Annotated in this window: 23 protein-coding genes and 1 pseudogene; 15 read left to right on the forward strand and 9 right to left on the reverse strand. The window is 63.3% G+C overall.

Annotated features, from left to right (window positions below; genetic code table 11):
* Positions 1-57: 57 nt before the first annotated feature.
* Complete coding sequence (locus M2432_RS22895) at positions 58-1,203, forward strand: phosphatidylglycerol lysyltransferase domain-containing protein (RefSeq protein WP_280829132.1); 1,146 nt, start codon at positions 58-60, stop codon at positions 1,201-1,203.
* Positions 1,178-1,984 (forward strand): universal stress protein, encoded by an 807-nt coding sequence (locus M2432_RS22900; protein WP_280829133.1) that lies wholly within the window; start codon positions 1,178-1,180, stop codon positions 1,982-1,984. Before M2432_RS22895 ends, M2432_RS22900 begins: the two co-directional genes overlap by 26 nt.
* A 32-nt stretch (positions 1,985-2,016) precedes the next feature.
* Here the strand turns inward: M2432_RS22900 and M2432_RS22905 are convergent.
* Positions 2,017-2,685, reverse strand: a pseudogene (locus M2432_RS22905) (phosphoribosyltransferase); the annotation flags it as partial.
* A 158-nt stretch (positions 2,686-2,843) separates the two neighbouring features.
* Here M2432_RS22905 and M2432_RS22910 point away from each other — a divergent pair.
* Positions 2,844-3,317: an MPT63 family protein gene (locus M2432_RS22910; RefSeq protein WP_280829134.1), complete on the forward strand. Its 474-nt coding sequence runs from the start codon at positions 2,844-2,846 to the stop codon at positions 3,315-3,317.
* A gap of 438 nt (positions 3,318-3,755) precedes the next feature.
* Positions 3,756-4,283: a uracil-DNA glycosylase family protein gene (locus tag M2432_RS22915; protein ID WP_280829135.1), complete on the forward strand. Its 528-nt coding sequence runs from the start codon at positions 3,756-3,758 to the stop codon at positions 4,281-4,283.
* 182 nt (positions 4,284-4,465) lie between these two features.
* On the opposite strand, the gene M2432_RS22920 is transcribed toward M2432_RS22915, so the two are convergent.
* Positions 4,466-4,753: a hypothetical protein gene (locus M2432_RS22920; protein WP_280829136.1), complete on the reverse strand. Its 288-nt coding sequence runs from the start codon at positions 4,751-4,753 to the stop codon at positions 4,466-4,468.
* 581 nt (positions 4,754-5,334) lie between these two features.
* Positions 5,335-5,568, reverse strand: a complete 234-nt coding sequence (locus tag M2432_RS22925) for a DUF3761 domain-containing protein (RefSeq protein ID WP_280829137.1) — start codon at positions 5,566-5,568, stop codon at positions 5,335-5,337.
* A gap of 54 nt (positions 5,569-5,622) precedes the next feature.
* On the opposite strand from M2432_RS22925, the gene M2432_RS22930 reads away from it, so the two are divergent.
* Entirely contained in the window at positions 5,623-5,868 is a 246-nt protein-coding gene (locus M2432_RS22930; protein ID WP_280829138.1) for a hypothetical protein, read from the forward strand.
* Positions 5,869-5,943: 75 nt separating this feature from the next.
* On the forward strand, positions 5,944-6,444 hold the full coding sequence (locus tag M2432_RS22935; RefSeq protein WP_280829139.1) for an SRPBCC family protein: 501 nt from the start codon (positions 5,944-5,946) through the stop codon (positions 6,442-6,444).
* On the opposite strand, the gene M2432_RS22940 is transcribed toward M2432_RS22935, so the two are convergent.
* Positions 6,432-8,066: a carboxylesterase/lipase family protein gene (locus tag M2432_RS22940; RefSeq protein ID WP_280829140.1), complete on the reverse strand. Its 1,635-nt coding sequence runs from the start codon at positions 8,064-8,066 to the stop codon at positions 6,432-6,434. The two genes, M2432_RS22935 and M2432_RS22940, sit on opposite strands and share 13 nt — an antisense overlap.
* On the opposite strand from M2432_RS22940, the gene M2432_RS22945 reads away from it, so the two are divergent.
* From M2432_RS22945 to M2432_RS22965, 5 genes are all read left to right on the forward strand, one after another.
* Positions 7,987-8,874, forward strand: coding sequence for a neutral zinc metallopeptidase (locus tag M2432_RS22945; RefSeq protein ID WP_280829141.1), 888 nt, complete (start codon positions 7,987-7,989; stop codon positions 8,872-8,874). The two genes, M2432_RS22940 and M2432_RS22945, sit on opposite strands and share 80 nt — an antisense overlap.
* Positions 8,875-9,073: 199 nt before the next feature.
* Positions 9,074-10,015, forward strand: coding sequence for a DUF1254 domain-containing protein (locus M2432_RS22950; RefSeq protein WP_348536332.1), 942 nt, complete (start codon positions 9,074-9,076; stop codon positions 10,013-10,015).
* A gap of 76 nt (positions 10,016-10,091) precedes the next feature.
* Positions 10,092-10,691, forward strand: a complete 600-nt coding sequence (locus M2432_RS22955) for a TetR/AcrR family transcriptional regulator (protein ID WP_280829143.1) — start codon at positions 10,092-10,094, stop codon at positions 10,689-10,691.
* A complete protein-coding gene (locus tag M2432_RS22960; protein WP_280829144.1) occupies positions 10,688-12,253 on the forward strand; it encodes an NAD(P)/FAD-dependent oxidoreductase in 1,566 nt (521 codons plus the stop codon). Before M2432_RS22955 ends, M2432_RS22960 begins: the two co-directional genes overlap by 4 nt.
* On the forward strand, positions 12,250-13,071 hold the full coding sequence (locus M2432_RS22965) for a mycofactocin-coupled SDR family oxidoreductase (protein WP_280829145.1): 822 nt from the start codon (positions 12,250-12,252) through the stop codon (positions 13,069-13,071). The genes M2432_RS22960 and M2432_RS22965 overlap by 4 nt, the downstream gene beginning before the upstream one ends.
* Before the next feature lie 55 nt (positions 13,072-13,126).
* Here M2432_RS22965 and M2432_RS22970 read toward each other — a convergent pair whose 3' ends face one another.
* Both M2432_RS22970 and M2432_RS22975 read right to left on the reverse strand, forming a co-directional pair.
* The gene (locus M2432_RS22970; protein WP_280829146.1) at positions 13,127-14,008 is read right to left on the reverse strand and encodes an acyl-CoA thioesterase domain-containing protein; all 882 of its coding nucleotides are present in this window, start codon (positions 14,006-14,008) and stop codon (positions 13,127-13,129) included.
* Positions 14,009-14,042: 34 nt separating this feature from the next.
* Entirely contained in the window at positions 14,043-14,891 is an 849-nt protein-coding gene (locus tag M2432_RS22975; protein WP_280829147.1) for an LLM class flavin-dependent oxidoreductase, read from the reverse strand.
* Between the two features lie 61 nt (positions 14,892-14,952).
* Between M2432_RS22975 and M2432_RS22980 the strand changes: the two genes are divergently transcribed.
* From M2432_RS22980 to M2432_RS22995, 4 genes are all read left to right on the forward strand, one after another.
* Positions 14,953-15,561: a TetR/AcrR family transcriptional regulator gene (locus M2432_RS22980; RefSeq protein WP_280829148.1), complete on the forward strand. Its 609-nt coding sequence runs from the start codon at positions 14,953-14,955 to the stop codon at positions 15,559-15,561.
* A 121-nt stretch (positions 15,562-15,682) separates the two neighbouring features.
* A complete protein-coding gene (locus tag M2432_RS22985; RefSeq protein WP_280829149.1) occupies positions 15,683-16,912 on the forward strand; it encodes an amidohydrolase family protein in 1,230 nt (409 codons plus the stop codon).
* A gap of 20 nt (positions 16,913-16,932) precedes the next feature.
* A complete protein-coding gene (locus tag M2432_RS22990; RefSeq protein ID WP_280829150.1) occupies positions 16,933-18,060 on the forward strand; it encodes an acyl-CoA dehydrogenase family protein in 1,128 nt (375 codons plus the stop codon).
* Positions 18,057-19,277 (forward strand): acyl-CoA dehydrogenase family protein, encoded by a 1,221-nt coding sequence (locus M2432_RS22995; protein ID WP_280829151.1) that lies wholly within the window; start codon positions 18,057-18,059, stop codon positions 19,275-19,277. Before M2432_RS22990 ends, M2432_RS22995 begins: the two co-directional genes overlap by 4 nt.
* 87 nt (positions 19,278-19,364) lie before the next feature.
* On the opposite strand, the gene M2432_RS23000 is transcribed toward M2432_RS22995, so the two are convergent.
* The 3 genes from M2432_RS23000 to adhP all read right to left on the reverse strand — a co-directional run bounded on the left by M2432_RS23000 (position 19,365) and on the right by adhP (position 22,951).
* On the reverse strand, positions 19,365-20,693 hold the full coding sequence (locus tag M2432_RS23000) for a cytochrome P450 (RefSeq protein ID WP_280829152.1): 1,329 nt from the start codon (positions 20,691-20,693) through the stop codon (positions 19,365-19,367).
* 43 nt (positions 20,694-20,736) lie between these two features.
* The gene (locus M2432_RS23005; RefSeq protein ID WP_280829153.1) at positions 20,737-21,780 is read right to left on the reverse strand and encodes an Rv2578c family radical SAM protein; all 1,044 of its coding nucleotides are present in this window, start codon (positions 21,778-21,780) and stop codon (positions 20,737-20,739) included.
* Between the two features lie 82 nt (positions 21,781-21,862).
* Positions 21,863-22,951 carry an alcohol dehydrogenase AdhP gene (adhP, locus tag M2432_RS23010; protein ID WP_280829154.1) on the reverse strand — a complete coding sequence of 363 codons (1,089 nt, stop codon included), beginning with the start codon at positions 22,949-22,951 and terminating at the stop codon, positions 21,863-21,865.
* Between the last annotated feature and the right edge of the window lie 338 nt (positions 22,952-23,289).

Here is a 23,289-nt window from a genome sequence, read left to right on the forward strand (position 1 = left end):
GCGCGCAGAGTCGGTGACAACCGAAGCAACCGGCGTCCGGATCGGAGGAGGCGTGCAATGGATCCGGCCGATCGAGTGGCGCACCATTGGACGGTTGATACCCGAACTGAAAGCTCAAATTATGCTGCCCAGCATGATATTTGGTCACTGATCGAGAACACCCACGGTGACCCGCTGGCACCGTTTGCAATGGCATCCGGCCGCAGCTATGTCTTCAGCGTCGACGCCACCGCTGCCCTGTGTTACGAGGTACTTGCCGGTTACGCCGTCGCCGCGGGCGATCCGATCGGAGACCCGGAGCGATACGTCGAGGTGATCAACCGGTTCACCACCTTGTGCCGGCTACGTGGCTGGCGGATTGCCGTGCTCTGTGTATCTGATCAACGGCTGCCGTTGTGGCAGAACATAACTGATACAACCAAGGGTCTTTGTGCGGTGCCCATCGGACGCGACGTGGTGATCGACGTCAATCAGTTCAACCTGGTCGGCCGCGGCAAACGCAATCTTCGGCAAGCCGTGCAACGCACCCACAATTGCGGTATCACGACGCAGGTTGTTGCCGAAAGCGGCCTGAATGAGCACCTGCGCGACGAGTTGCACGACGTGATGCTCGAGTCGGGCAAGACAGCAGACATTGAACGAGGATTCTCGATGATGCTCGGCGACACACTGTCGGGTCGCTATCCGGGGGTGTGGCTCATTATCGCTCGAGATCGCGCCGGCCGGATACAAGGATTTCATCGGTACGCCAGTTCCGGTGGCGGCACCGACCTCAGCCTGGATCTGCCCTGGCGTCGCAGAAACGCCCCGAACGGCATTGATGAACGCCTCAGCATCGACATGATTCAGTGGGCTAAAAATAATGGTGCACAGCGTGTTTCGCTGGCATTCGCACCGTTTCCGGATTTGTTCGACCCCAATAGTGCACCTCGACCGGGGCTGCACACCCTCCGAGTCTTGACTCACCTCGGCGACCGATTCATCAAGCTCGAATCACTTTATCGATATGTGCGCAAATTCGAGGCCATGGACCGGCAACGATATGCACTGTTCCCGCCATTGCATGCGGCGCACGCACTGGCAGTCCTGCTGGCACTGGAATTTGGCCCCCACCATCATTCCGGCTCCCAAGATCGCGCAACTACAAACCGCGTCCAACAACGGAATCGGAGGAGTCATGACAAGCGACACACACACCGGTGACCCTGTTGTAGTCGGAATCGACGGGTCGGCAGCAGCGGTGTACGCAGCTCATTGGGCCGCGAAAGAAGCAGTCGCGCGAGACGTACCACTACGGCTGGTCAGTTGCGTCCAGCCCCCTATGGGCATCTGCGGACCTGCAGATTGGATGGTCGTCGAATACGCGCAGACCTGCCTGCGGGCAGCACAAGAAGCCGTCGAAGGCGCCGATTCGATGGTCAAGATCGAAACGGCCATCCTCGAAGGTAGCCCTACCCAGATGTTGATAGCGGAATCTCACCACGCGGCGATGCTTTGCGTCGGTTCAGTGGGTATCGGTCGCGTTGCCCGAGCATGCCTAGGCTCCACCGCCACCGAAGTCGCGGAAGGGGCGCACTGTTCCGTTGCCGTAATCCACGGATCCGTACCGCGGCGTCGCCCGGAGCACGGCGCGATCTCGGTGGGGGTGGGTGATTCCGCGGAGAACGACGACGTCATCGCGGCTGCCGTGGCCGAAGCACAATTGCGCAGCCTGCCCATCGTCGCAGTCGGAGTATGTGCGCCCGAGACTGGGATTTCTTCGCGGCAAGAACTGACGCGCCGGGTGGCAATGTGGCGCGAGCGCTACCCGGATCTGCAGATTACCGCTAAGCCCGTCACAACTGGTATCGCCCTGTTCATGGCAAAGCCGACGGAATCCATAGAACTCGTGGTGATCGGCGCCGACGATGCCACTGACCTGCCCACGATCATCGGCCCGCACACCGAGGAGGCCGGCTACTCGGTGTTGATCGTGCGTTCCTAGACGGCACCGACACGGGTTCACCGGCCGGGCAGCGTTGGTGTGGCCAACAGTTCGCGCACTTCGTCGTCGCTCACTTGGCGGAAATCCCAGAACGACTCACCGACAGCGCGGAAGGGCGACGGCATGCTGGCGCACACGACGTCATCGGCGACACCCATGAGCTCCTGGCAGCTCGACTCCGAGGCGACGGGTATGGCCACCACCACCTGTGCAGGATGACCCTCGCGCACTGCCTGAGCTGCGGCGAGCATGCTCGCCCCGGTCGCCACACCGTCGTCGACAATGATCACCGTCTTGCCCCTGATATCGAGCGGCGGTCTGCCGTCGCGGTAAAGCGCCTCCCGCCGCACCAGCTCGCGGCTTTCGCGCTCCACGATCTCCGACATCTGTTGCGGCGAAACCCCAAGTGCCCGAACCACTTCGTCGTTGATGACCATTCGGCCGCCACCACTTAGCGCGCCCATCGCGAACTCCTCATGGCCAGGGGCACCCAGCTTTCGGACGATGAAGGCATCCAGCGGGGCGCCCAGTGCAGCGGCGACCTCCCACGCCACTGGTACTCCACCCCGGGCCAATCCGAACACCACGACGTCGGCTCTGCCGCGATATCCCGTCAGTAATCCGGCCACTGCGCGCCCCGCATCTCGGCGGTCGCGGAAGACGCGCCGCGGTGAACGACGGATGAGATTTCGCGCAGACATCAGTGGCCTTGGTCCACCTCCCTGGGGCGACTGCACAACGCCTCGTACATCCAGGGTATTCACATCCGGGGTGTTCGGTGGTAATGCGTATGACGTGGCATTTCGTGTGATCGCGGTAATTCGTATGACTTAGCAATACCAGCGTCCAGGAGGCAACAGTGAAGATCACCAGGATGATCGTGGCGGCCGTAGCGACCGCGGGGATCATGACAAGCACCACTGCACCGATCGCATCAGCGGCCTACCCCGTCGTAGGCAAGCTCGGAACCGAACTGACCATGACCGACAGCGTCGGCCAGGTCAACCTCGGCTGGAAGGTCAGCGACCTGAAGCCAAGCTCCGACGTCATGCCGGGCTACCCGGTCGCCGGAAAGCTCTGGGAGGCCACGGCCACCGTCCGAGCCATCAACGGCCCCGTCACCCCGGGCGTTTCACAGTTCAATGCAGTCGCGCCGAACCAGTCCGCCTACCGGGTATTGTGGCAGGTCGCCAGCCCGGTGAACATCAGCGGCGCGACCATCCCGCAGGGCGCACAATCGACCGGCAAGATCCACTTCGACGTCACCGGCGCCCCGCCAACCACTGTGACCATGAACAACGGCATGCAGGACCTCATGGTTTGGACGCCGTAGTACCCGGCAGTCGACCCAAACGCCACCCGACCAAAATCGAGGCGGCCCACTAGACACCTTGTTATGTGCACGGGGTCCAGGGATGTCCACCGGTGTCGGATTTGTGCAGGTAGAGCCGTTGTGACGACATGGGTGGACACCCAGATACCCCCTGGATTCCTGGGCAATGGCTGTCCCAATGGCTGTCCACTGCGGCACAGGGAGGGTGGGTGTCATGCAGGGGACATCCCTGGGCCCGCTCCATAGTGCGCGGAGTAAAGCCCTGGACAAAAATCCACAATTAGTCTTAGGGATACCAGGGCCATTTCCGGTGTGCCAGAGCGATTCTGAGGGTGCGTCATCGAGACGACACCGAACGAGTTCCGGGATTTGACCACGCACAAGCTAAAGTCACAAAGAAACTGGACAAGGCTGTGCGAATGATAGCTGAGGTCAACCGTGGCGATAGCAGCTAAAAAGGGATCGCCTAATTCCCCGGTGGTCATCGTTGGGGAGAGTCTAGGTCCTCAAAAGTCGCGCATCCCGTTTGATGGCGGCAGTGGCCGGTTGCTCGACCGCGCCCTGCGGGAAGCTGGCAAAACGAAAGACGCAGTGTTCACTACCAACGTCGTTGACTGGCACCCAACCAACAATCGTCGGCTAACGCGCCAGGAAATTGCTAGCGAAACCCCGCGCCTCAAGCGTGAACTTAAAGCCGTCTCTCCCAAGCTGATTATCTGCCTTGGGAAAGTCGCCGCTACAGCATTGCGGGACCTCTATCCAGAAGCGCGAGAATTGCGTTGGCCGTTCACCGCGCCGCGCAAGCGGATCGACAACGGTCCTGCTCTCCTATTCGCCCTGCATCCGTCCGCAGCTCTACGGGAGCGTAACAAGCTGCCGGAAGGAGAACGCGAGCGTTACGAACGCCGGTACGTGTCCAGCCTCGCACGCGCTCTGCGGTGGAGCCTCCAGAGTGACAGCCGTTAGAGCGCACAAGGTCGGAGTGCGTAGAGCCACGAATCGGCACCGAAAATGCTTCAAGACCCCGGTAGGGGCGCTTCAAACTTGCTCGCTGTCGGCGAAAGCGCAGCTCGTATCGTCGGTGGCGACACCACTCATGCCCGAGGGACAAACCCGGAGGATCAGGCGGGGATGCAAAGGTTCGGCGTTTATGGTTGCGGAATCTGTGGAATCTGCGGAATGGCCGGGATAGCCGGGATAGCCGGGATGTCAGGCACCGCAGGAATGTCAGGCACCGCAGGAATGTCAAGCGCCGCGGGAATGTCAGGTGCCGCAGGAATGTCAGGTGCCGCAGGAATGTCAGGTGCCGCAGGAATGTCAGGCATCGGCGGCGCAGATGGCGGATCCGCATTTGCCACACCGATATTCAGTCCAAAGGCGGTCAAGCCTAGGGCACCGGCAACTATTGCCTTGGCGAAGAGTTGCTTTAGTGTCATCGCCCCATCTCCTTGTCTCCGTTTGGCGTTGACGTAACGTTAGTAAAGGTACACCCGAGAGACGTCCCGTTCACTAGCTCCGCAGTAAAAGCGTTTCCCAGAACCGCCTCGCGGCTAAAGCGCGGGTGCTTTCTCTTCTCGTGCTGCCAAATCCGGGTATCAGTGAGACGCGAATCGGTTAGGGGCGCTGCTGGCTAGAGACCCGCACCGCGGGTCACCAGTTCTCGCGCTGCTGTGGTGTTAAACCTGCAGGCGGGCACTCGGGGTGAGCTGGCGAATAAAAGCACGGGGCACCTGGCGGCTCGCTGCCGCCGTACGGGCCTTCGTAATATTGCCCACCAACGCAGTGATAGGTAATTCCTGAATCTTGGCTCGTGTAGCTGGAACCTTCGCGGCAATCGGCGTGCGCGACGCCAGGGCATATGACGGCGGCTGCGGCGAGTAGTGCCGCCGCGATGATCTTCGTCATGGTGTTCGCTTCTTTTCTCACAATAGGTTCTCACTTTGCACGCACCCCACTATGAGCTTTGCGTCTGCCGGGGAATAACCTTGTGGCCCATCAGCTCTATCAACGACCGGGCCTAGCCAGTCAGCCACTGCAACACGCCCCCGTGCCGCCCGGAGCAGGTGGCGGTGGGGTGCTGACTGAACGAGTAAGAGCCGTCGCGACAACGGGCGGTTGCGCCTTGCGGCCCGCTCGGTGCACAGGTGTTGGCCGCATAGCTATCGCAGTCGTTGGGACCGGCGACTGCGACCGCCGGGGCCAACAGGCTGAGGCCGACGACGATGGCGGCGATCTGCGATAGGCGTCTCATTTTGCTCTCCACTGAGCTGGGCGTATTTACCCCAAGTGGATTATCCACCGCGCGGTGGATAGCGCGACAGTCTTTTCGGCGTGGCTGGCCAGCCAGAACACCAGCTTGGACAACGCGAAAAACTGGGTGAAAGGCACCGAGGCGATGCTTCGCGGCGAGCTGCCGACGGCCCGTTCAATGGCGCTCAAAGCCTCCAGGGGCTACCGCTATCTGCTGGGGGCTTGTGAGAGCCAATGGCTGTACGAATGGCTGTCTATACCTCATGGTGGTACATCTCTGGTCGGCTTTAGAAGCCTCTGATCTGCATAAACTCTGTCGGGCTGACGTGATATGACCCCGGCGACCACTAGACACCTTGCTTTAGGGTGTCTACCCATGAAGACCTACCAGTGCGAACCCGTCGGCCTGGATTTCATCGACAGCGCACCGTTCCGGTTCGTCAGCAAGATCGATCTGGCGATCACCCGCGAGCAACTGTTCGACGTGCTCGCCGACGAGACGTCGTGGCCGCAGTGGGCAACGGTGATCACCAACGTCGAGTGGACCAGCCCCAAGCCGTACGGCGTCGGCACCACCCGCACGGTAAAAATGCGTGGCCACATCACCGGTGAGGAGGAGTTCCTGGCCTGGGAACCGTTCTCCTACATGGCGTTTCGATTCAACACCAGTACCTCCAACGCCATCTCGGCATTCGCCGAGGGCTACACCGTCGAAGAGACGCCGGAAGGCTGCCATCTGACCTGGGTGATGGCCATGAAGCCCAGCGGCCTGGCCGGCGAGATCGGCATGAATCTGGGCCGACCGATGATGGGTTGGCTGTTCCAGCGTTTCCTGCACAACCTGAGGCGCTACGCAGACAAGCGTTACGGCAAGTAGAGCCCGTCCCACGCCGCCCTACGGACCTTGTCGGGATCATCGACAATCTCGTCCTTGGTCGACGTGATGACACGGGTAGCGCGCTGATCGGTGTCATAAACCGGCCAGTCCGAAACCCCGGCGCTGGCGAAATCCAGCCACATGCGCTGCATCCGGCGGCCCACTGAGGGTTGCACCTGACGGCCCAGGGGGTGCAGCAGCCGGCCCAGGTACGAGCCGTAGCTGTGCTGGATGTGCACGATCTCGCTGCCGTGGGTGGCGCCGAGGCCGAGCACCTTCAGCGTCCAGGTGGTGTGGTCGAACCGGTACACGTGCGTCGGCGCGTGCGCACTATATGCGTCGGAGAAGGCCCAGGTCGGCGCTCCGAACATCACGTCGGAACCGAAGTCGATCAATGCGCTACGCCGCGGGTAACTCGGATATGCATGCAGGACGTTGTCTTTGGCGCCAGGATCTGTTCGGGCGAAGTATTCGTCGACCATCGGCACCGTGGTGGGCAGCATGGGTGGCTTACCCCAGGCGAACATCGAGGCCTCGCGGCTGTTGGTGCCGATGATCAGCGGCACCTTGTGTACCTCGCCGGTCCGGGCAGCGTCCACGGGGTGTATGGGCAGCAACTCGGTGCCGTAGGTCAGTCCGTAGGCCAGCGTCGGGGTGTTCACCGCGCTCTCGGTCTGCAATTTGCCGGCCGTACGCCGGAGCTGCCGCTGGGGCAGCTCCGGAATTTCGTCGACGTCGACGCCGAGTCGCCGCACGAACTCGTGGGCCTGCCGGTCCCTGCTCTCTCGGCCCGCGATCAGTGGCAGCGCCGGGCTCTGTGCGATGGCCCGACCGAAAAGTCCTTCGGCAGCCGGGCTGGCCAACAGCGCCAGCACCGATGTCGCGCCGGCCGACTCACCGAACACCGTGACCCGCCCCGGGTCACCACCGAATGCCACGATGTTGTCGCGCACCCACTGCAGCGCGGCAATCTGGTCGCGCAGGCACAGATTGTCATCGAACCCCGGGCCGAGGTCACCAAGCTCGAACCCACCGAACACCCCCAGCCGGTAGGTCACATTCACGACCACCACGTTGCCGTTGGCCGCCAACCGTGATCCGTTGTACAGCTGCAGCTGGCCGGCGCCGAAAACAAAAGCACCGCCTGGTATCCACACCATCACCGGCAGGCTGCCGTGTACATCGGGTGACCAAACGGTGACGGTCAAGCAAGCCTCGTCGCGCATCTTGGGATCGTCACGGCCGCCGCCCACGAAGGATTTGCCTTGCGGCGGGATCGGCCCGTGGGCGGTGGCCTCCCGGACTTCGGTCCACGGGATCAGCGGTTGTGGGGCGCGGAATCTGAGGTCACCGACGGGTTGTTGGGCGTAATCGACGCCGCGCCAGACCCCCACCCCGCCTTCAGTGGTGCCGCGTAAGAACCCCGCGACGGTCTGCACAACGGTCGAACGGTCGATCGTTTCCGGCTGGACGGCCACGCGCTGAATCTTAGTGTGCAAAGCTTTGGAAGCAGGAGATTCCCAGGCCCCGGATGGAGCGGTGATGACCTTCAACGAAGGTATGCAGATCGACACGAGCAACACCTCGACCAGTGGTGGCGGCGGTGGCCGCGGGATCGCCATCGGTGGCGGTGTCGGCGGACTTCTTGTTGTGGTGGTTGCGTTGTTCCTCGGGGTTGATCCGAGCACAGTGCTGCCTCAGCAGGGGCAAGCGACGTCCCAGGAGGCCGGCGGAGGCTCAAATTACGATCTGACCAAGTGCAAGACCGGCGCAGACGCCAACAAGTATCTGGAATGCCGCATCGTGGCCACCGGCAACTCGGTCGACGGCGTTTGGTCGCAGTTGCTCAAGGGATACCGGCCGCCGAAGATGCGGCTGTTCAGCAACAGCGTGCACACCGCGTGCGGCCCGGCGACCACCGCTGTGGGGCCGTTCTACTGCCCCGGTGACAAGACGGCCTACTTCGACACCACCTTCTTCCAGACGTTGGTCGACCAATTCGGTTCCAGCGGTGGACCTTTGGCCCAGGAGTACGTGGTGGCGCACGAGTACGGACATCACGTGCAGGATCTGCTGGGCGATATCGGCCGGGCTCAGCAGGGGCCCGGCGGCGCCGAAGGCAACGGCGTGCGCACCGAGTTGCAGGCCGATTGCTATGCCGGTGTCTGGGCGCATTACGCGTCCACCACCAAGCAGGAGGGCACCGGCGTCCCGTTCTTACAGCCGTTGAGCGACAAGGACATTGCCGACGCACTGTCTGCGGCGTCGTCGGTAGGCGATGACCGGATTCAAAAGGAGATGCAGGGCCGGGTCAACCCCGAATCCTGGACGCACGGGTCCTCGGCAGAGCGGCAGAAGTGGTTCACCATTGGCTATCAGACCGGTGATCCGAAGAAATGCGACACCTTCAACGCGGCCAGCCTGGGCTAACGCCATTTTGTGAATTCCTTTGTGCGCCGCCGGTAGGTTGACCCGCATGGCGAAACTGTGGATGTCTCTGGTGGTGCTCTCGGTGGTGGCGATCGGTTCGGCAGGCTGCGGCTCGTCGAACCAGCCCGGCACTGCAACGGCGCCGGCCGGCACGGCCGTTTCCGAGCCGCAGCGCACCACGCCGGATGGGTCCATATCGGTGTCGTCGGACAACTTCGTGCGGGCCGAAAGTGACCTGTACCTGGGGAGAGTCGTGCGCGACGGCGGATTTGGCAAGTTTTACCACACCCGTGAGCTCTCTCCGATGAATCACCAGGTGGTGGTGCGGCAGAACCGCGACACGTTGTACTCGGCTGCGGTCTTCGACCTGCAGGCCGGTCCGGTCACCATCTCGATGCCCGACCCCGGTGACCGGTTCCAGTCACTGCAGATCATCACCGAGGACCACTACAACCCGAATGTGTTCTACGGCAAGGGCGATCACACCTTGGACCAGAAGACCATCGGCACCCGCTACGTCATCGCCGCGGTGCGAACCCTGGTCAACCCGAGTGATCCAGCCGACCTGGGCAAGGTGCACGCGCTGCAGGATGCCATCACCGTCAAGCAGGATCACCCCGGCACTTTCGAGGTGCCCCGTTGGGACCAGGCGAGCCAGACCAAGGTCCGGGATGCGTTGCGGGTGCTGGCCTCGGCGCTTCCGCCTGACACCAAGGGCATGTTCGGCGCGGGCCCGGCTGATGTGGACCCGGTGCGGCATCTGATCGGCTCGGCCTCCGCGTGGGGCGGCAACCGGCCGAAGGACGCGACCTACCTCATGGTCAACCCACCGAAGAACGACGGCAACACGGTATACAGACTGACGGCCAAAGATGTTCCGGTGGACGGATTTTGGTCGGTCACCGTGTACAACAAGGATGGCTATTTCACGCCAAACCCGCAGAACGCGTACTCGTTCAACAACCTGACCGCTGCCAAAGGTCCCGACGGTGCAGTGACCATCCAGTTCGGTGGCTGCACGCCGGAGGTTGCCAACTGCCTGCCGATCACACCGGGTTGGAACTACACGGTGCGTATGTACCGGCCGCAGCAGTCCATCCTCGATGGCACGTGGACGTTCCCCGCTGCCCAACCGGTCTAGCTGGCCGGTGGCCACGGCCGCTTTCGCAGCACCCAGGCTATTGACCGAATTGAACAGATATCGTTAATCTGTTCAAATGCCTGGCTCGCCGATACCGCCGCGCGCGGTTTCTCCAGCCCTGCTGGACGCCACCGCCAAGACGCTACGACGACTGGGCCCAAGGCAATTCAGCCTGACCGCCGTTGCCGAAGCCGCCGGAGTGTCCCGCGGGACTGTCTACAACGCGTTGGGTAGCCGCGAGAACGCGATCACCGTCGCGCTGGATCATCTGGCATCGGCATTCGTCGCTGCGATGGCCGCCGAGGTGGACAAACAGGACACCCTGGCCGAGCAGGTCGCGGCCGCCGCAGTGCTGATCTGTGCACACCGGCAGAGTTCTCCTTCGGTGCCGCAGAACAGCATCAACGAATCCATCGTCGTACTGCTGCTGCGCAACATCGGTGAGGACTTGATGCGCCGTGCGGTCGACCTGTGGAAGCCGCGGGTCAAGGCCGCGCAGCGCGACGGCGAGATCAGCGCCGCTATCGATCCCGCCCGCGCCGGCGAATGGATTGTCCGAATACTGCTGAGTTTCGAGGTTCTCCCACCCATCGGGGTCAACCTCGACAGCCCACGCGCCGTCCGGCGCTTCGTCACCGACCACATCGTCACAGGACTCAACGGAGAGGCACCATGACCAAACCCGACCACGAGGTCGTCATTATCGGCGCAGGGCCAGGCGGCATCGCCACCGCGCACCTGTTGCACCAGAAGGGTATTGACGACTTTGTGATCGTCGACCGCGGTGACGACTTCGGCGGCACCTGGCGGGACAACCACTACCCCGGCCTGGCGGTGGACATTCCTTCGCTGTGGTATCAGCTGTCGTTCGCCCCGAACCCGAATTGGAGCCGGTTCTTCGCGCCGGGCCCGGAGATCTACGCCTATCTGCGTGACACCGCCGCCAAGTTGAACCTGTACCAGCACCTGCGCACCAATTCCGAAGTGCTGCGCCAGAAGTGGGACTCCGACGCCGGGTTCTGGCGACTGACCATTCGTGATCAGCCGGAGTTGACCGCGCGGTTCCTGATCAGCTCGGTCGGCGGCTACGTCAATGCCAAGAACGATATCGACATCGAGGGCATCGAGGACTTCGAAGGCACCATTCTGCGGCCCAACGCCTGGGACGACCACTACGACGTCCGGGGCAAACGAGTCGCGATCATCGGCACCGGTTCCAGCGGCGTGCAGATCACCGGCGCACTGTCCGGAGTGGCAGCCAATCTCGATGTGTACCAACGCACTCCGGCCTGGGTACTGCCCAAACCCGACTTCGACATCCCGGAGTGGATGCAGCGCGCACTCAAGTTCCCCGGCGTCGTGGGCGCGGTCAACGTATTCGGACGCCTGCTCATGGACGCCACCATGGTAGCCCCGATCATCCACGTGTTCTCCCGACTCCCCCGCCGCATCCTGACCCGCCTCATCCCGCTCTATGACGGGAACAGCCGTAATCTCTACCGACTGCTGTTGCGCTACACCGTCAACGATCCGGCCACCCGCAAGGCGCTGCTGCCCCGCTACGGCATCATGGCGAAGCGACCGGTCATCTCCAGCGACTTCCTGCCCGCGCTGAATCACCCGGACACGCATCTGATCACCACCCCGATCGAGCGCATCACCCGCAGGGGGGTACGTACCGTCGATGGCGTGGACCGACCGGTCGACCTGCTGGTCACCGCCACCGGATATGAGCTGTGGACCGATCCGGAGACCTACCGGCCCGGAACCGTCTTGGGCACAGGCGGATTCGACCTCGCCGAGTATTACCGGGCACACGGCATGCACAGCTATGCCGGCACCGCGCACCCACGCCTGCCCAACCGCTGGGAGATCGTCGGCCCGCTCGGATTCGTCGGGTTTGCCTGGATGGACTACGTGGAGACCACTGCCGCACACGCGATCCGGATGATCGAACAGGCGCGACGCCGTGCCGCCACCCCGGTCGTCGCGGTCAGCCAAGATGCGTTCAACCGCTGGAATGCGCTGATCGACCGTCGCGGCCGTACCGCCAGTACTTACTACACCGACTGCAATCCGGGCCTGAACACCTATTTCGTCAACTCGCAGCAAGGCACCCCTTACTACCGTCCGCAAACCATCACCGGCTCAAGGATCTTCGCGCGGAGTTCGCCGTTAACCGATTACGACTTCAGCACCGTCCAGGCCGCACCCATCAAAGAGGAGCTCAGCGCATGACCGAACAACCCCTCGCCGGCAAAGTCGCCTACGTCACGGGCGCAGCCCGCGGACAGGGTCGCTCCCACTGTGTGCGGTTGGCGCGGGCCGGTGCCGACGTCGTCGCCATCGACGCCTGCGGCCCGGTGACCCCGGCCAACGGCTACGAGCCTGCAACGCCGGCGGACCTGGCTGAAACGGTGAATCTGGTTGAGAGCGAAGGGCGCAAGATCTACGCCAAGGAAGTCGACGTCCGCGACGCCCAGGGCCAGCAGCGGATGGTGGCCGAGGCCATAGAGCAATTCGGCCGACTGGACATCGTGGTCGCGAACGCCGGTGTGCTCAACTGGGGCCGGGTCTGGGAGATCTCCCAGCAGCAGTGGCAGGACACCCTCGACATCAACCTGACCGGGTTCTGGAATACCATCCGGGCCGTCGTCCCACCGATGATCTCCGCGGGTAACGGCGGGTCGATCATCGCCACCAGCTCTGCGGCAGGCATCAAGGCGGTGCCAGGCTGCGGGCACTACTGCGCCACCAAGTTCGGCGTGGTCGGGATGGTCAATTCACTGGCAATTGAGTTGGGCGAGTACGGAATTCGCGTCAACTCGATCCACCCGTACGGCACCGACACCCCGATGGGCAACGACCTGTCGATGTACAAGATTCTGCAGGACCACCCCAACTACATCCACAGCTTCTCCCCGGGAGCGCTGCCGACTGATTCATTGATCAAGCCGGACACCATCTCCGACATCGTGGTGTGGCTGGCCGGCGACGCGTCGTCGCTGGTCACCGCGGCCCAGATCCCCGCCGACAAGGGCTACCTGAAGATCTAGAGCGACTTCGGCGCGCTCCGTATCGGACAGCGATACGGAGCGCGTCGAAATCCCGCTACAAGCGGGAGTGCTCTGCGATACCGGTGTCGGTCGTCCGCAACGGACGGATCAGCCCGTCCTGGCTGAACGAGGCGATCAGCTCGCCCTGCTCGGTGTGCACGGTGCCGCGCACGTAGGACATGCCGGCACCCACCTGGGTGCTCTCGTGGCTGTAGAGCAGCCAGCCATTCCACTTGACCGGCTCGTGGAAGCTGACGGTGACGGTCATGGGCGCAGTCGAGACCGTCAGATGTGCCTGCGCGGTACCGATGCCCTCATGTGCCCGCATGGTGGTCGAAATGCCAAGGTGGCCGGTGAAATACGCGACCAGAGCCTTGGCCAGGTCCTCCCGCTGCGGGACCGGGTCGTAGTGCAGCCAGGCGTACAACTCGGGTGGGCCGACCTCATCGGGGCTGTTGACGTCGACCACGTCTACCAGTCGCAGCTGACGGCCCGTCATCGGCATCTCGGAGACGTTCGACTCGTCAGGGCCGGCTACGTCGGGCTTGGGCACGTGGTGGCGGATCACGTCACCGGAGGGCACGTCAGCCAACACGGTGACCGTGATGCACCGCTTGCCACCCTGGCTGGCGGTGATTACGGCGCTGGCGGTGCTGCGGCCCTCGCTGACCACGTCGAGTTCCAGCTCGACCGGCGGCCCGACCATAACGGCGCGGGCGAACACCGCGTGCGCAGAGCGGATCGACTTCTCCGGAAAACGTTTGGCAGCGGCCACAATCGCGGCCGCCAGCACCTGGGTGCCCTCAACCACCTGACGCTCGTCGGCACCGGCCAACCCGCTGGGCACCGTGTAGCGGTTCTCGCCGTCGGGCTGTGCATCGAACAGGTCGAGCAGCATCTGCAGCGTCCACGGCGTCGACACGGATTCTGTTGTCATTACAGGCTTTTCCTTACTGGTTACTACTGGTCACTTATCTGGATTCTCTGATCACGGTGTCGGCGAACTCGGTCAGCGTCGATGGTGCGGCGAAGTCGGCGAACCATACATAGAACCGCTTCACCCCTTGGGCCGCCAGGCCGGCGAAGTGCTCGCGCAGTTCGGCGGCGTCCCCGCACACCAAGCCACTGCCCAGATGCCCGAAGCGCCGGGTGCTTGTCGCGACGACACTGTCGCGGTCCGAACCGGCACCGACGAACCCGACCATCAGCTGCACCGACACGCCGACGTCGCCGACCGTTGGAAGCAGCGTGGGCAACCGGTCGAGTTGATGCGACGGCACATTCCACCAGTCGGCATAACGCCGCACCAGTCCCATGGTCTTGGGACCGGTGCCGCCGATGACCAACGGGATCTTGTGCGACGGCCGTGGCTCCTGAATCTCGCCGCCGTTGGTGAGCCCCCAGTACTGGTGCAGCAGGCCGAGGGTCTGATCCATACGAGCCACCCGAGCCGGCGCGTTGTCGCCGTCGGGCAACCCGAAACGCTCGAACTCCGCAGGCCAGGAGCCCCAACCCAGACCCAGATCGAACCGACCGCCGGAGATCGCATCGAGGGTCACCGCCTGCTTGGCCAGGACGGCCGGATGCCGGAAGGCGTCGCACAGCACCAGATGGCCGATCCGCAGACGTTCGGTGCGCGCAGCCACCAGCGTCGCGATGGTCATTGCCTCCCAGATGCTTTGGTGGGTGGCACCGGGCGGCTCCAGATGATCGATGAAGGCGATGCCGTCAAAGCCCGTGGCGTCGGCCACCCGCGCCCGCTCGACGATATCGTCGATCTCCATCCTCACCTGAGGCAGGAATACAAACCATTCAGCCATCGCTGCGTCACATTAGCCTTAACTTCGCCAACGCTCTACAAAAACGGTAATCTCATTCTCCATGCCGAAGCCGATCGCAGCCAGCGCCGCCGACACCGAGTCGCGGGCGAGCAGGTTCATGCGCTCGGCTCTGGAAATCCTGGGCGAGACCGGTCGCACCGACTTCACCGTGCTGGAAGTGGTGGAACGCTCCAAGACCTCGTTGCGGTCGTTTTACCAGCACTTTTCCACCAAAGACGAGCTGCTGCTGGCTCTGGTGGACACGATCATGACCGAGTCGACCAAAGGCTGGCGTGCCGAGACCGATGGCCTGGGCGCCGCCGCGGCACTGCACGTCCTGGTGGACCGAATCTGCGCGCCGGCCGAGTCCAGCACCCAGGAAGGCATCAACCGCGGCCTGACGTTCTACAACGATCACCTGGCCGAGTCCATGCCCAGCGACTATGCCCGGGTGCTGGCCCCCTTGCACACCCTGATCTGCGACATCATTCAACGCGGAATCAATAGCGCCACATTCGATTCCGCGCTTCAGGTGGACGTCACCGCAGCGCTGATCATGCAGACCGTGCTGGGCGCGATGCGGCTGCGGGTGCTCGGTGCGGAACTCAACGGAACCCCGGTCGACAGCAACCACATCTACACGTTCTGCCTGCGCACCTTGACCAAGTAGCGACTACACAGCGCCGCGAAGACAACACTAACCCGCCCTGGAAGCAACCCCGTTTTCCGTCATGCGCAAAAAATGGTAATGTCATTACCGCTGCCGAATAATGCGACTCTCAGGAGCGGACATGCCTTCACGCAACCTTTCCTACCCGGTGTTCGACGCCGACAACCACTTCTACGAACCCAAAGAGGCGCTGACCCAGTTCTTGCCGGACCACCGCAAGGGCGTCATCGACTACATCGACGTGCACGGCCGCACCAAGATCATGGTGCGTAACCACATCAGCGACTACATCCCCAACCCGACCTTCGAGGTCGTCGCACGCCCCGGCGCGCAGGAGGAGTACTTCAAGCACGGCAGCGGCGGCAAGAGCTACCGCGAGATCATGGGCAAGCCGATGAAGGCCATCCCGGCATTCCGCAATCCGCAGGCGCGCCTCGAGGTTCTGGACAGCCTGGGGCTGGACTACACCCTGATGTTCCCGACCCTGGCCAGCCTGGTCGAGGAGCGGCTCAAGGACGACCCTGAGCTGATTCTGGACATCGTGCACGCGCTGAACCAGTGGATGTACGAGACCTGGCAGTTCAACTACGAGAATCGCATCTTCTCCACCCCGGTGATCAACCTTGGCATCGTTGATCGCGCCATCGAGGAATTGGAGTGGTGCCTGGAGCGCGGCGCCAAGACGGTACTGGTCCGCCCGGCCCCGGTGCCCGGTTTCCGCGGCAGCCGCTCGTTCGGCCTGCCCGAGTTCGACCCGTTCTGGCAGGCCTGCGTCAAGGCCGGCATCCCGGTGTCGATGCACGCGTCAGACAGCGGCTACGCGCAGTACCTCAACGACTGGGAGCCGGCCGAAGAGTTCCTGCCGTTCAAGCCGACGTCGTTCCGGATGGTGGCCATGGGCAAGCGTCCCATCGAGGACACCATGGCGGCGCTGGTCTGTCACGGTGCTCTGACCCGCAATCCGGATCTGCGCATCCTGTCGGTGGAGAACGGCGCGTCCTGGGTGCCGTACCTGTTCTACCAATTCAAGGACGTCTACTCGAAGATGCCGCAGGAGTTCCCCGAGGACCCGATTGCGGCCTTCCGGCGCGCCGTCTACGTCGCACCGTTCTGGGAGGACGACTTCAACAAGATGGCGGACCTGTGCGGTATCGACCGGATCATCTTCGGTTCGGACTGGCCGCACCCAGAGGGCCTGGCCGACCCGATCAACCTGGTTGCCGACCTGGAGGCTCAGGGCCTGGACGCCGAAGGCGTCCGAAAGGTCATGGGCGGCAACATGGTTGACCTGTTCAAGGTCGAGAACGCGCCCTGCCATAACCCCGATGTGCCGGCACTCGAGCTGGTCTGACCCGAGGCTGAACTGACTTTATGACCGACAATCCCGAACAACTGCTGTTCACGTCCACCGCGCAGGCATTCCTGGACAAGGAAGTGCCGATGACCCGGGTGCGTGAGCTGCACGCCGCAGGCATCGCCTTTGACGCCGACTGGTGGCAGCGCGCCGCCGAACTCGGCTGGGCCAGCCTGCTTGTTCCCGAAGACCTCGGCGGCGGCAGTGTCTCCGGTAACGGCGTCGCCGACCTGGCGCTGCTGTCCGAGCAGGCCGGGCGCACCGTCGCTCCCGGTCCACTGCATCCGGTCAGCGTGGTGCTCGCCGGACTCGTCGAGGCGCCGGAGGGCCACGAGACGACCATCGAGGCGCTGGTATCAGGTGAGACAATCGCTTCCTGGGCGGTATACGAACCCGGTAACGGTTGGGCGCCAACTGAACCCGGCCTGATCGCGACCGAAACCGCGGACGGCTTCCAGCTCGACGGAGTCAAGGACCGGGTCGAGGCCGGAGCCGAGTCAGGCGTGCTGCTGGTGGCCGCCCGCTGCGGCGATGCCGTACGGCAATTCTTGGTGCCCACCGATGCAGCAGGTGTGACCATCGAGGCCCAGCAGTCGATCGACATGGTAAAGCGTTACGCCCGAGTCACTTTCGATGGCGTTCAGGTCGGTTCGGACGCCGCGGTTGGAACTGCCGAGCAGGCCTCCCGGCTGATCTCCCGGCAGGCCCAGATCGCCCAGCTCCTGCAGTGCACCGAGACCGTCGGAATCCTGGGTGCAGTACTGGATTTCACCATCCAATGGGCGTTCGACCGGCATTCGTTCGGCCGGCCGCTGGCGTCCTACCAGGCGCTCAAGCACCAGTTCGCGGACCTGAAGATCGAGTACGAAACCTGCCGCGCCACCACCTATGCCGCGGCCAAGGCTGTGGCCGAGGACTCCCTCGACGCTGCCGTCAAGGCCAGCATCGCCAAATCCTATGTCGGCGAACATGCTTCAGACATGATCCAACGCTGCGTGCAACTGCACGGCGGTATCGGTGTCACTTGGGAGCACGACCTGCACCTGTATCTGCGACGTGCGGCGCTGAACCGCTCGCTGTTCGGCACTCCGGAAGATCACAATCTCGCGGTCTACGCCGCCGAAGCAGACAAGGCCGCATCATGACCGAGACCGTCGCAGAGTTCGCAGCTCGGGCCGACGCCTGGCTGGCCGAGAACATGCCGCCCATCGATCCGGCCAACCCGCCGGAGGTCGATCGCGGTGCCGAGGAGCCGTGGCTGCGCGCGCGAGAGCTGCAGAAGAAGCTCCACGCCGGCGGGTTCGCCGGGATCTGCTTTCCCCGCGAGTACGGCGGGCTGGGCCTGCCCATCGAATACCAGAAGGCGTTCGACGAGGTATCGCGCAACTACGAGCTGCCGATCATCCTGAACACCCCGACCTTCACCATCTGCGCCGCAACCATCCTGGACACCGGCTCCGAGGACCAGAAGCGCGACCGCATCTCGGCCGCCATCCGCGGCGACGAGGTGCTGGTACAGCTGCTCTCAGAGCCCAACGGCGGTTCGGACCTGGCCGGGGTGATCACCCGCGCCGACCGCAAGGACGGCAAGTGGGTGATCAACGGCGCCAAGACCTGGAGCACCAGCGCGTTCGCCGCCGACTACGGCCTGATGCTGGCCCGCACCAACTGGGATGTGCCCAAGCACGAGGGCCTGACCATGTTCCTGGTGCCTATCAACTCACCCGGCATCACCATGCGTCGGATCCGTCAGGTCGACGGCAGCGACGAGTTCTGCGAAGAATTCTTCGACGACCTGATCCTCGGCGATGACGCCGTGGTGGGCGAAGTGAACGACGGCTGGGCAGTGGCCTCCCGGCAGATGCACCACGAGCGCCGTGCGGTGGGCGGCGGCTCGGAGTTCGCGAGCGGCATCGGGGCCGAAGGTTCCAGCGATCGGCCTGTGGACTACCCGGCGCTGCTGGCTCAGGTCGGCGACACCGAACGGCATCGCGAGATGGCCGGTCGGGCACTGGTGCGCCGGGCGGTACAAGAACAGCTGATCGAGCACGTGTACCACAGCACCATGGATGGTTCACTGCCCGCGGCGGCAGGTTCGATCATCCGGGTGGGGCATGCAGAGGCCATTCAGTTCGAAATGGACACAGTGCTCGCGCTGACGGGCAGCGCCGGTGTGGTCGACGGCGACGATGGCTTGTTCCCCATCACGGCCCGCTATCTGTCCCGTCAGCAGGCATCGCTGGGTGGCGGCACCTGTGAGATCGCCCGCAACGTGATCGGCGAGCGAATCCTGGGGTTCCCGCGCGAGTTCGCCGCCGACCGTGGACTGCCGTTCAACCAGGTCAAGCGCAAGCGCGACTGACTCCCTCCCCTTTCCTGCCCAAATGGGCGAACGGGCCGCTTTGCTCGACTAAGGCGGCCCGTTCGTCGGTTTCGGGGGTCTGGGCGGCTATGCGACTGTTGCCGTACCGTGGCGCCGATACACCACAATCCGGCCGCCGTCGGCCGGCGCGCTGGCAATCCCTCGCGAGTGCAGTCGCTCGCCGGGTGCCGTGGTGGTGCCGAACTCGAACTCGCGCAACAGCGTTCGCAGCGTGACGGTCATCTCCATGTTGGCGAACGCGGCACCGATACATCGGCGCACCCCGCCGCCGTACGGTATCCAGGTGTAGTTGTCGGGCGGATTGCCGATGAACCGGTCCGGGTTGAAGCGTGCTGCGTCGGGGAAGCTGTCTTCTGCTGCATGGGCCGCACCGATGCTGACCACGATGACGCGGTTTTCCGGAATTACCCACGGTCCCAACTGGATTCGTGCTCGGCTGATCCGTGCGATGGTGTTGACCACCGGCCGGGTCCGCTGCACCTCGAAGATCGTGGCTTGGGTCAGCTCCGTCCCACCGGCGTCGACCTCGGCCCCGAGCCGGGCCAGCACATCGGGATGGCGCCGGAGGCGTTCCATGGCCCAGGCCAACGTCGTCGCCGTGGTCTCGTGACCCGCCGCCAACAAGGTCAGCAGCTCATCGGCGACGTGGTCGTCCGGGATCGCCGAGCCGTCGTCGTACCGGGCTGCCAACAGCAGCGCCAACACGTCGGCTCGCTGGTCCAGTTCCGGGTCGGCGCGGGCCTGCGCGATCAACCCGGCGATGACCTGGTTATAGCGATCTCGCAGCTTCAACGCGCGGCCGCCCGGACTGAGCGGGCCGAAGTCGTGGCGCGCCAACGGTGGCAAAACCACCAGACGCGATGCTCCTAATACCATCAGCGGCAACAGTTCTCGCAGTTCCTCCAACGCCTTGCCTTCGGCGCCGAATACAGCGCGCAAGATGGCGTTGAGCGTGATCCGCATCATCGACGGCATAGCCGCGAACTCACGTCCCTGCGGCCAGTTAGCCGTCTCGCGCAACACTTCTTCTTCGATGATGCTTTCGTAACCGTGCATCCGCTTGCCATGAAATGGCGGTACCAACAGCTTGCGCCGCTGCCGGTGCGCACTGCCGTCCAGGCTGAATATCGACCCATCCCCCAGCACGTCGCCGAGCTGGCCGGCTCGCCCGATCAGATCGGTGTTCATGGTGAACAACTCTTTGACTGCGACCGGATCGCTGATCACAACAGTGGGCCCGAAGGTCGGCAGATCCAGAGTGAAAGCCGAGCCGTGTCGCCGGGTCAGCCGGGCGAAAGTCCGTTCGCGCGCCACGACGAACCTGAGACCCTGAATGAATCCGGGCACTCGCGATGCCGGCGGTAGACGCACCTCATCTGTCGTGGCTAGACCCATGCGCCCCACGGTACGTTGCGGTACCGGCTCGAACAACCCACAATCAGAACAACGCAGGCTGCACCGCCCCGGCGGCCATTGCCGCCGGGGCGGTACGCACGGAATCATGTTCGTTGCGGAACCGCGCCATCGCGCCCGTGGACCGATTCAAGCCATGACGACGAACTAGTGGCGCAACCCTGCCGCGCAGTTCCTCTTGATAGCCGGAACCCAAATACGCTCCACGCCCGTACAATTGACGGTATATGGGCAGCAGATCCGGATAGGCCGATGCCAGCCACGCCAGGAACCAGCCCCGCGTCGCTCCCCGTAGATGCAGCCCGAACACCGTCACGCCACTGGCACCGGCGGCGGCGATCCTGCCGAGCAACGCATCGAGATGTTCGACCGAATCCGTCAGATGCGGCAGCACCGGAGCCACCATGACGTGGCAGTCCAGACCGGCACGGGTGATGGCCGAAATGAGCTCCAGACGAGCCGTCGGTGACGGGGTTCCAGGCTCGACTGCACGATGCAGATCCGGGTCGAGCACCGCCAACGACACCGCGACGCTGACCTCTACCCCCTCGGCGGCCGCAACGATCAGCGGCAGGTCCCGGCGCAGCAGTGTGCCCTTGCTCAAAATCGAGAACGGTGTGCGCGAATCTGACAGCGCCGCAATAATTCCCGGCATCAGCGCGTAGCGCCCCTCGGCCCGTTGATACGGGTCGGTGTTGGTACCCAACGCCACCGACTCGCGGGTCCAAGAGCGCCGAAAAAGCTCACGCCGCAACACTTCTGCGACGTTCGTCTTCACCACCACTTGGCGATCGAAGTCGTGACCGGAGTCGAAGTCGAGATATTCATGCGTGGGGCGGGCGAAGCAATACCGACAGGCGTGCGAACAGCCACGATAGGCGTTGACGGTGAATCGGAACGGCAGATTCGAAGCCGCAGGCAGCTTGTTCAGTGCCGATTTGCACAGCACCTCGTGAAACGTCATGCCTTCGAACTGCGGCACCCGAACACTGCGAATCAAGCCGATGCGTTCCAGCCCCGGAAGCGCACCCTCGTCACCCGCTGTGACCGCCTGCCCTTCCCAACGCATATCCATATCGAACACTTGTTCGATACAAAAGTCAAGAAGTCACCAGTGGCGTCGCCGCCGCACCTACCCACGACGAAAAGCGCTACCCACCAATGTCGGCGAGGTAGGGAGTCCGGTAATCAATGACCACCCGGCCCTCGATTTTGCCCTCCGCCAGCTCTGCGAGGATGGCGTTGATCTCGTCTAGATGGGCGCGGGTGACGCTGGGCTTAATCAATCCACGGGCATAGAAGTCGAGCGCTTCGACCATGTCCTGCCGAGTTCCCACGATCGAACCACGAATAGTCAGACCCTTGATCACGATGTCGAAGATCGACGCAGGGAAATCGCCTGGCGGTAGACCATTGAACACAATGGTGGCGCCCCGCCGCGCCAGCGCGATCGCCTGTCCGAAAGCCTCGGCATGCACGGCGGTGACCAATACTCCATGGACACCTCCCGTAGCCTCTTTGACCGTCTCCACAGCATCGTCAAACTTCGCGTTGACTGCCACCTCGGCACCGAGGCTTTTTGCCAGCGCCAGTTTCGGCGCATCGACATCGATGGCGACGACCCGCATGCCCATAGCACGCGCGTATTGAACAGCAATGTGTCCGAGTCCGCCGATCCCCGATATCGCCATCCACTGCCCCGGCTGGACATCGCTGACTTTGAGGCCCTTGTACACAGTCACGCCGGCACAGAGGATGGGTGCGACCTCCACGGGATCGGCGTCATCGGGGATCCGGGCGGCATAGTCAGCATTGACCAGCATGTAGGTGCCGAAGCTGCCGTTGACGGTGTAGCCGCCATTTTGTTGGCTCTCGCATAGGGTCTCCCAACCTGTACGGCAGTACTCGCAGCGACCGCACGCCGACCACAGCCATGCATTGCCGACCTTGTCGCCGACAGCAAGATCGTTCACGCCGTCGCCGAGTGCGACGACGGTGCCGATTCCTTCGTGGCCGGGAACAAACGGCAGCTCGGGCTTGATCGGCCAATCACCTTGCACCGCATGCAAATCCGTATGACATATGCCGGACGACTCCAATTTGACAAGAGCCTCACCCAAACCCGGCGAGGGCAGTTCAAGTTCACGCAGCTGCAGCGGCGCGCCAAACTCGGTAGCCACCGCGGCCCGCATGGTCCTCGGCTGGGTGAGATGGGTTGAAACATGCCGTGTCTGAGTCATGGTTTACCTTCTCGGTGATTATTGAATTCTCTTGGCATGCAATTACATTGCCTGTCAGTGCCGATGCGCTCAGATCATCGAACGGACAGCAGCGAGCAGTCCGAACGGCTTACGCTCTTGCACGTGTGACCACTGGTCAGCTCTTCGACCAATTCTGGGCGACTTCCCGCCCCAATGACAAGCTGATCCATTGATCTCCAATGATATCCGGGTCACCCATCGCCGCCTTCACATCGCGCCCAAAGTCCCCATGGAGGCCGCGCGTGACGGCGACATTCACAGCTGAAATCCTTCGGGCAACGACGAGTCGGCGCTGCTGACATACGGCCTCTAATCGT

Origin of the sequence: Mycobacterium sp. OTB74, assembly GCF_029892685.1 — a bacterium.
In the GTDB taxonomy this organism is placed as follows: Bacteria; Actinomycetota; Actinomycetes; order Mycobacteriales; family Mycobacteriaceae; genus Mycobacterium.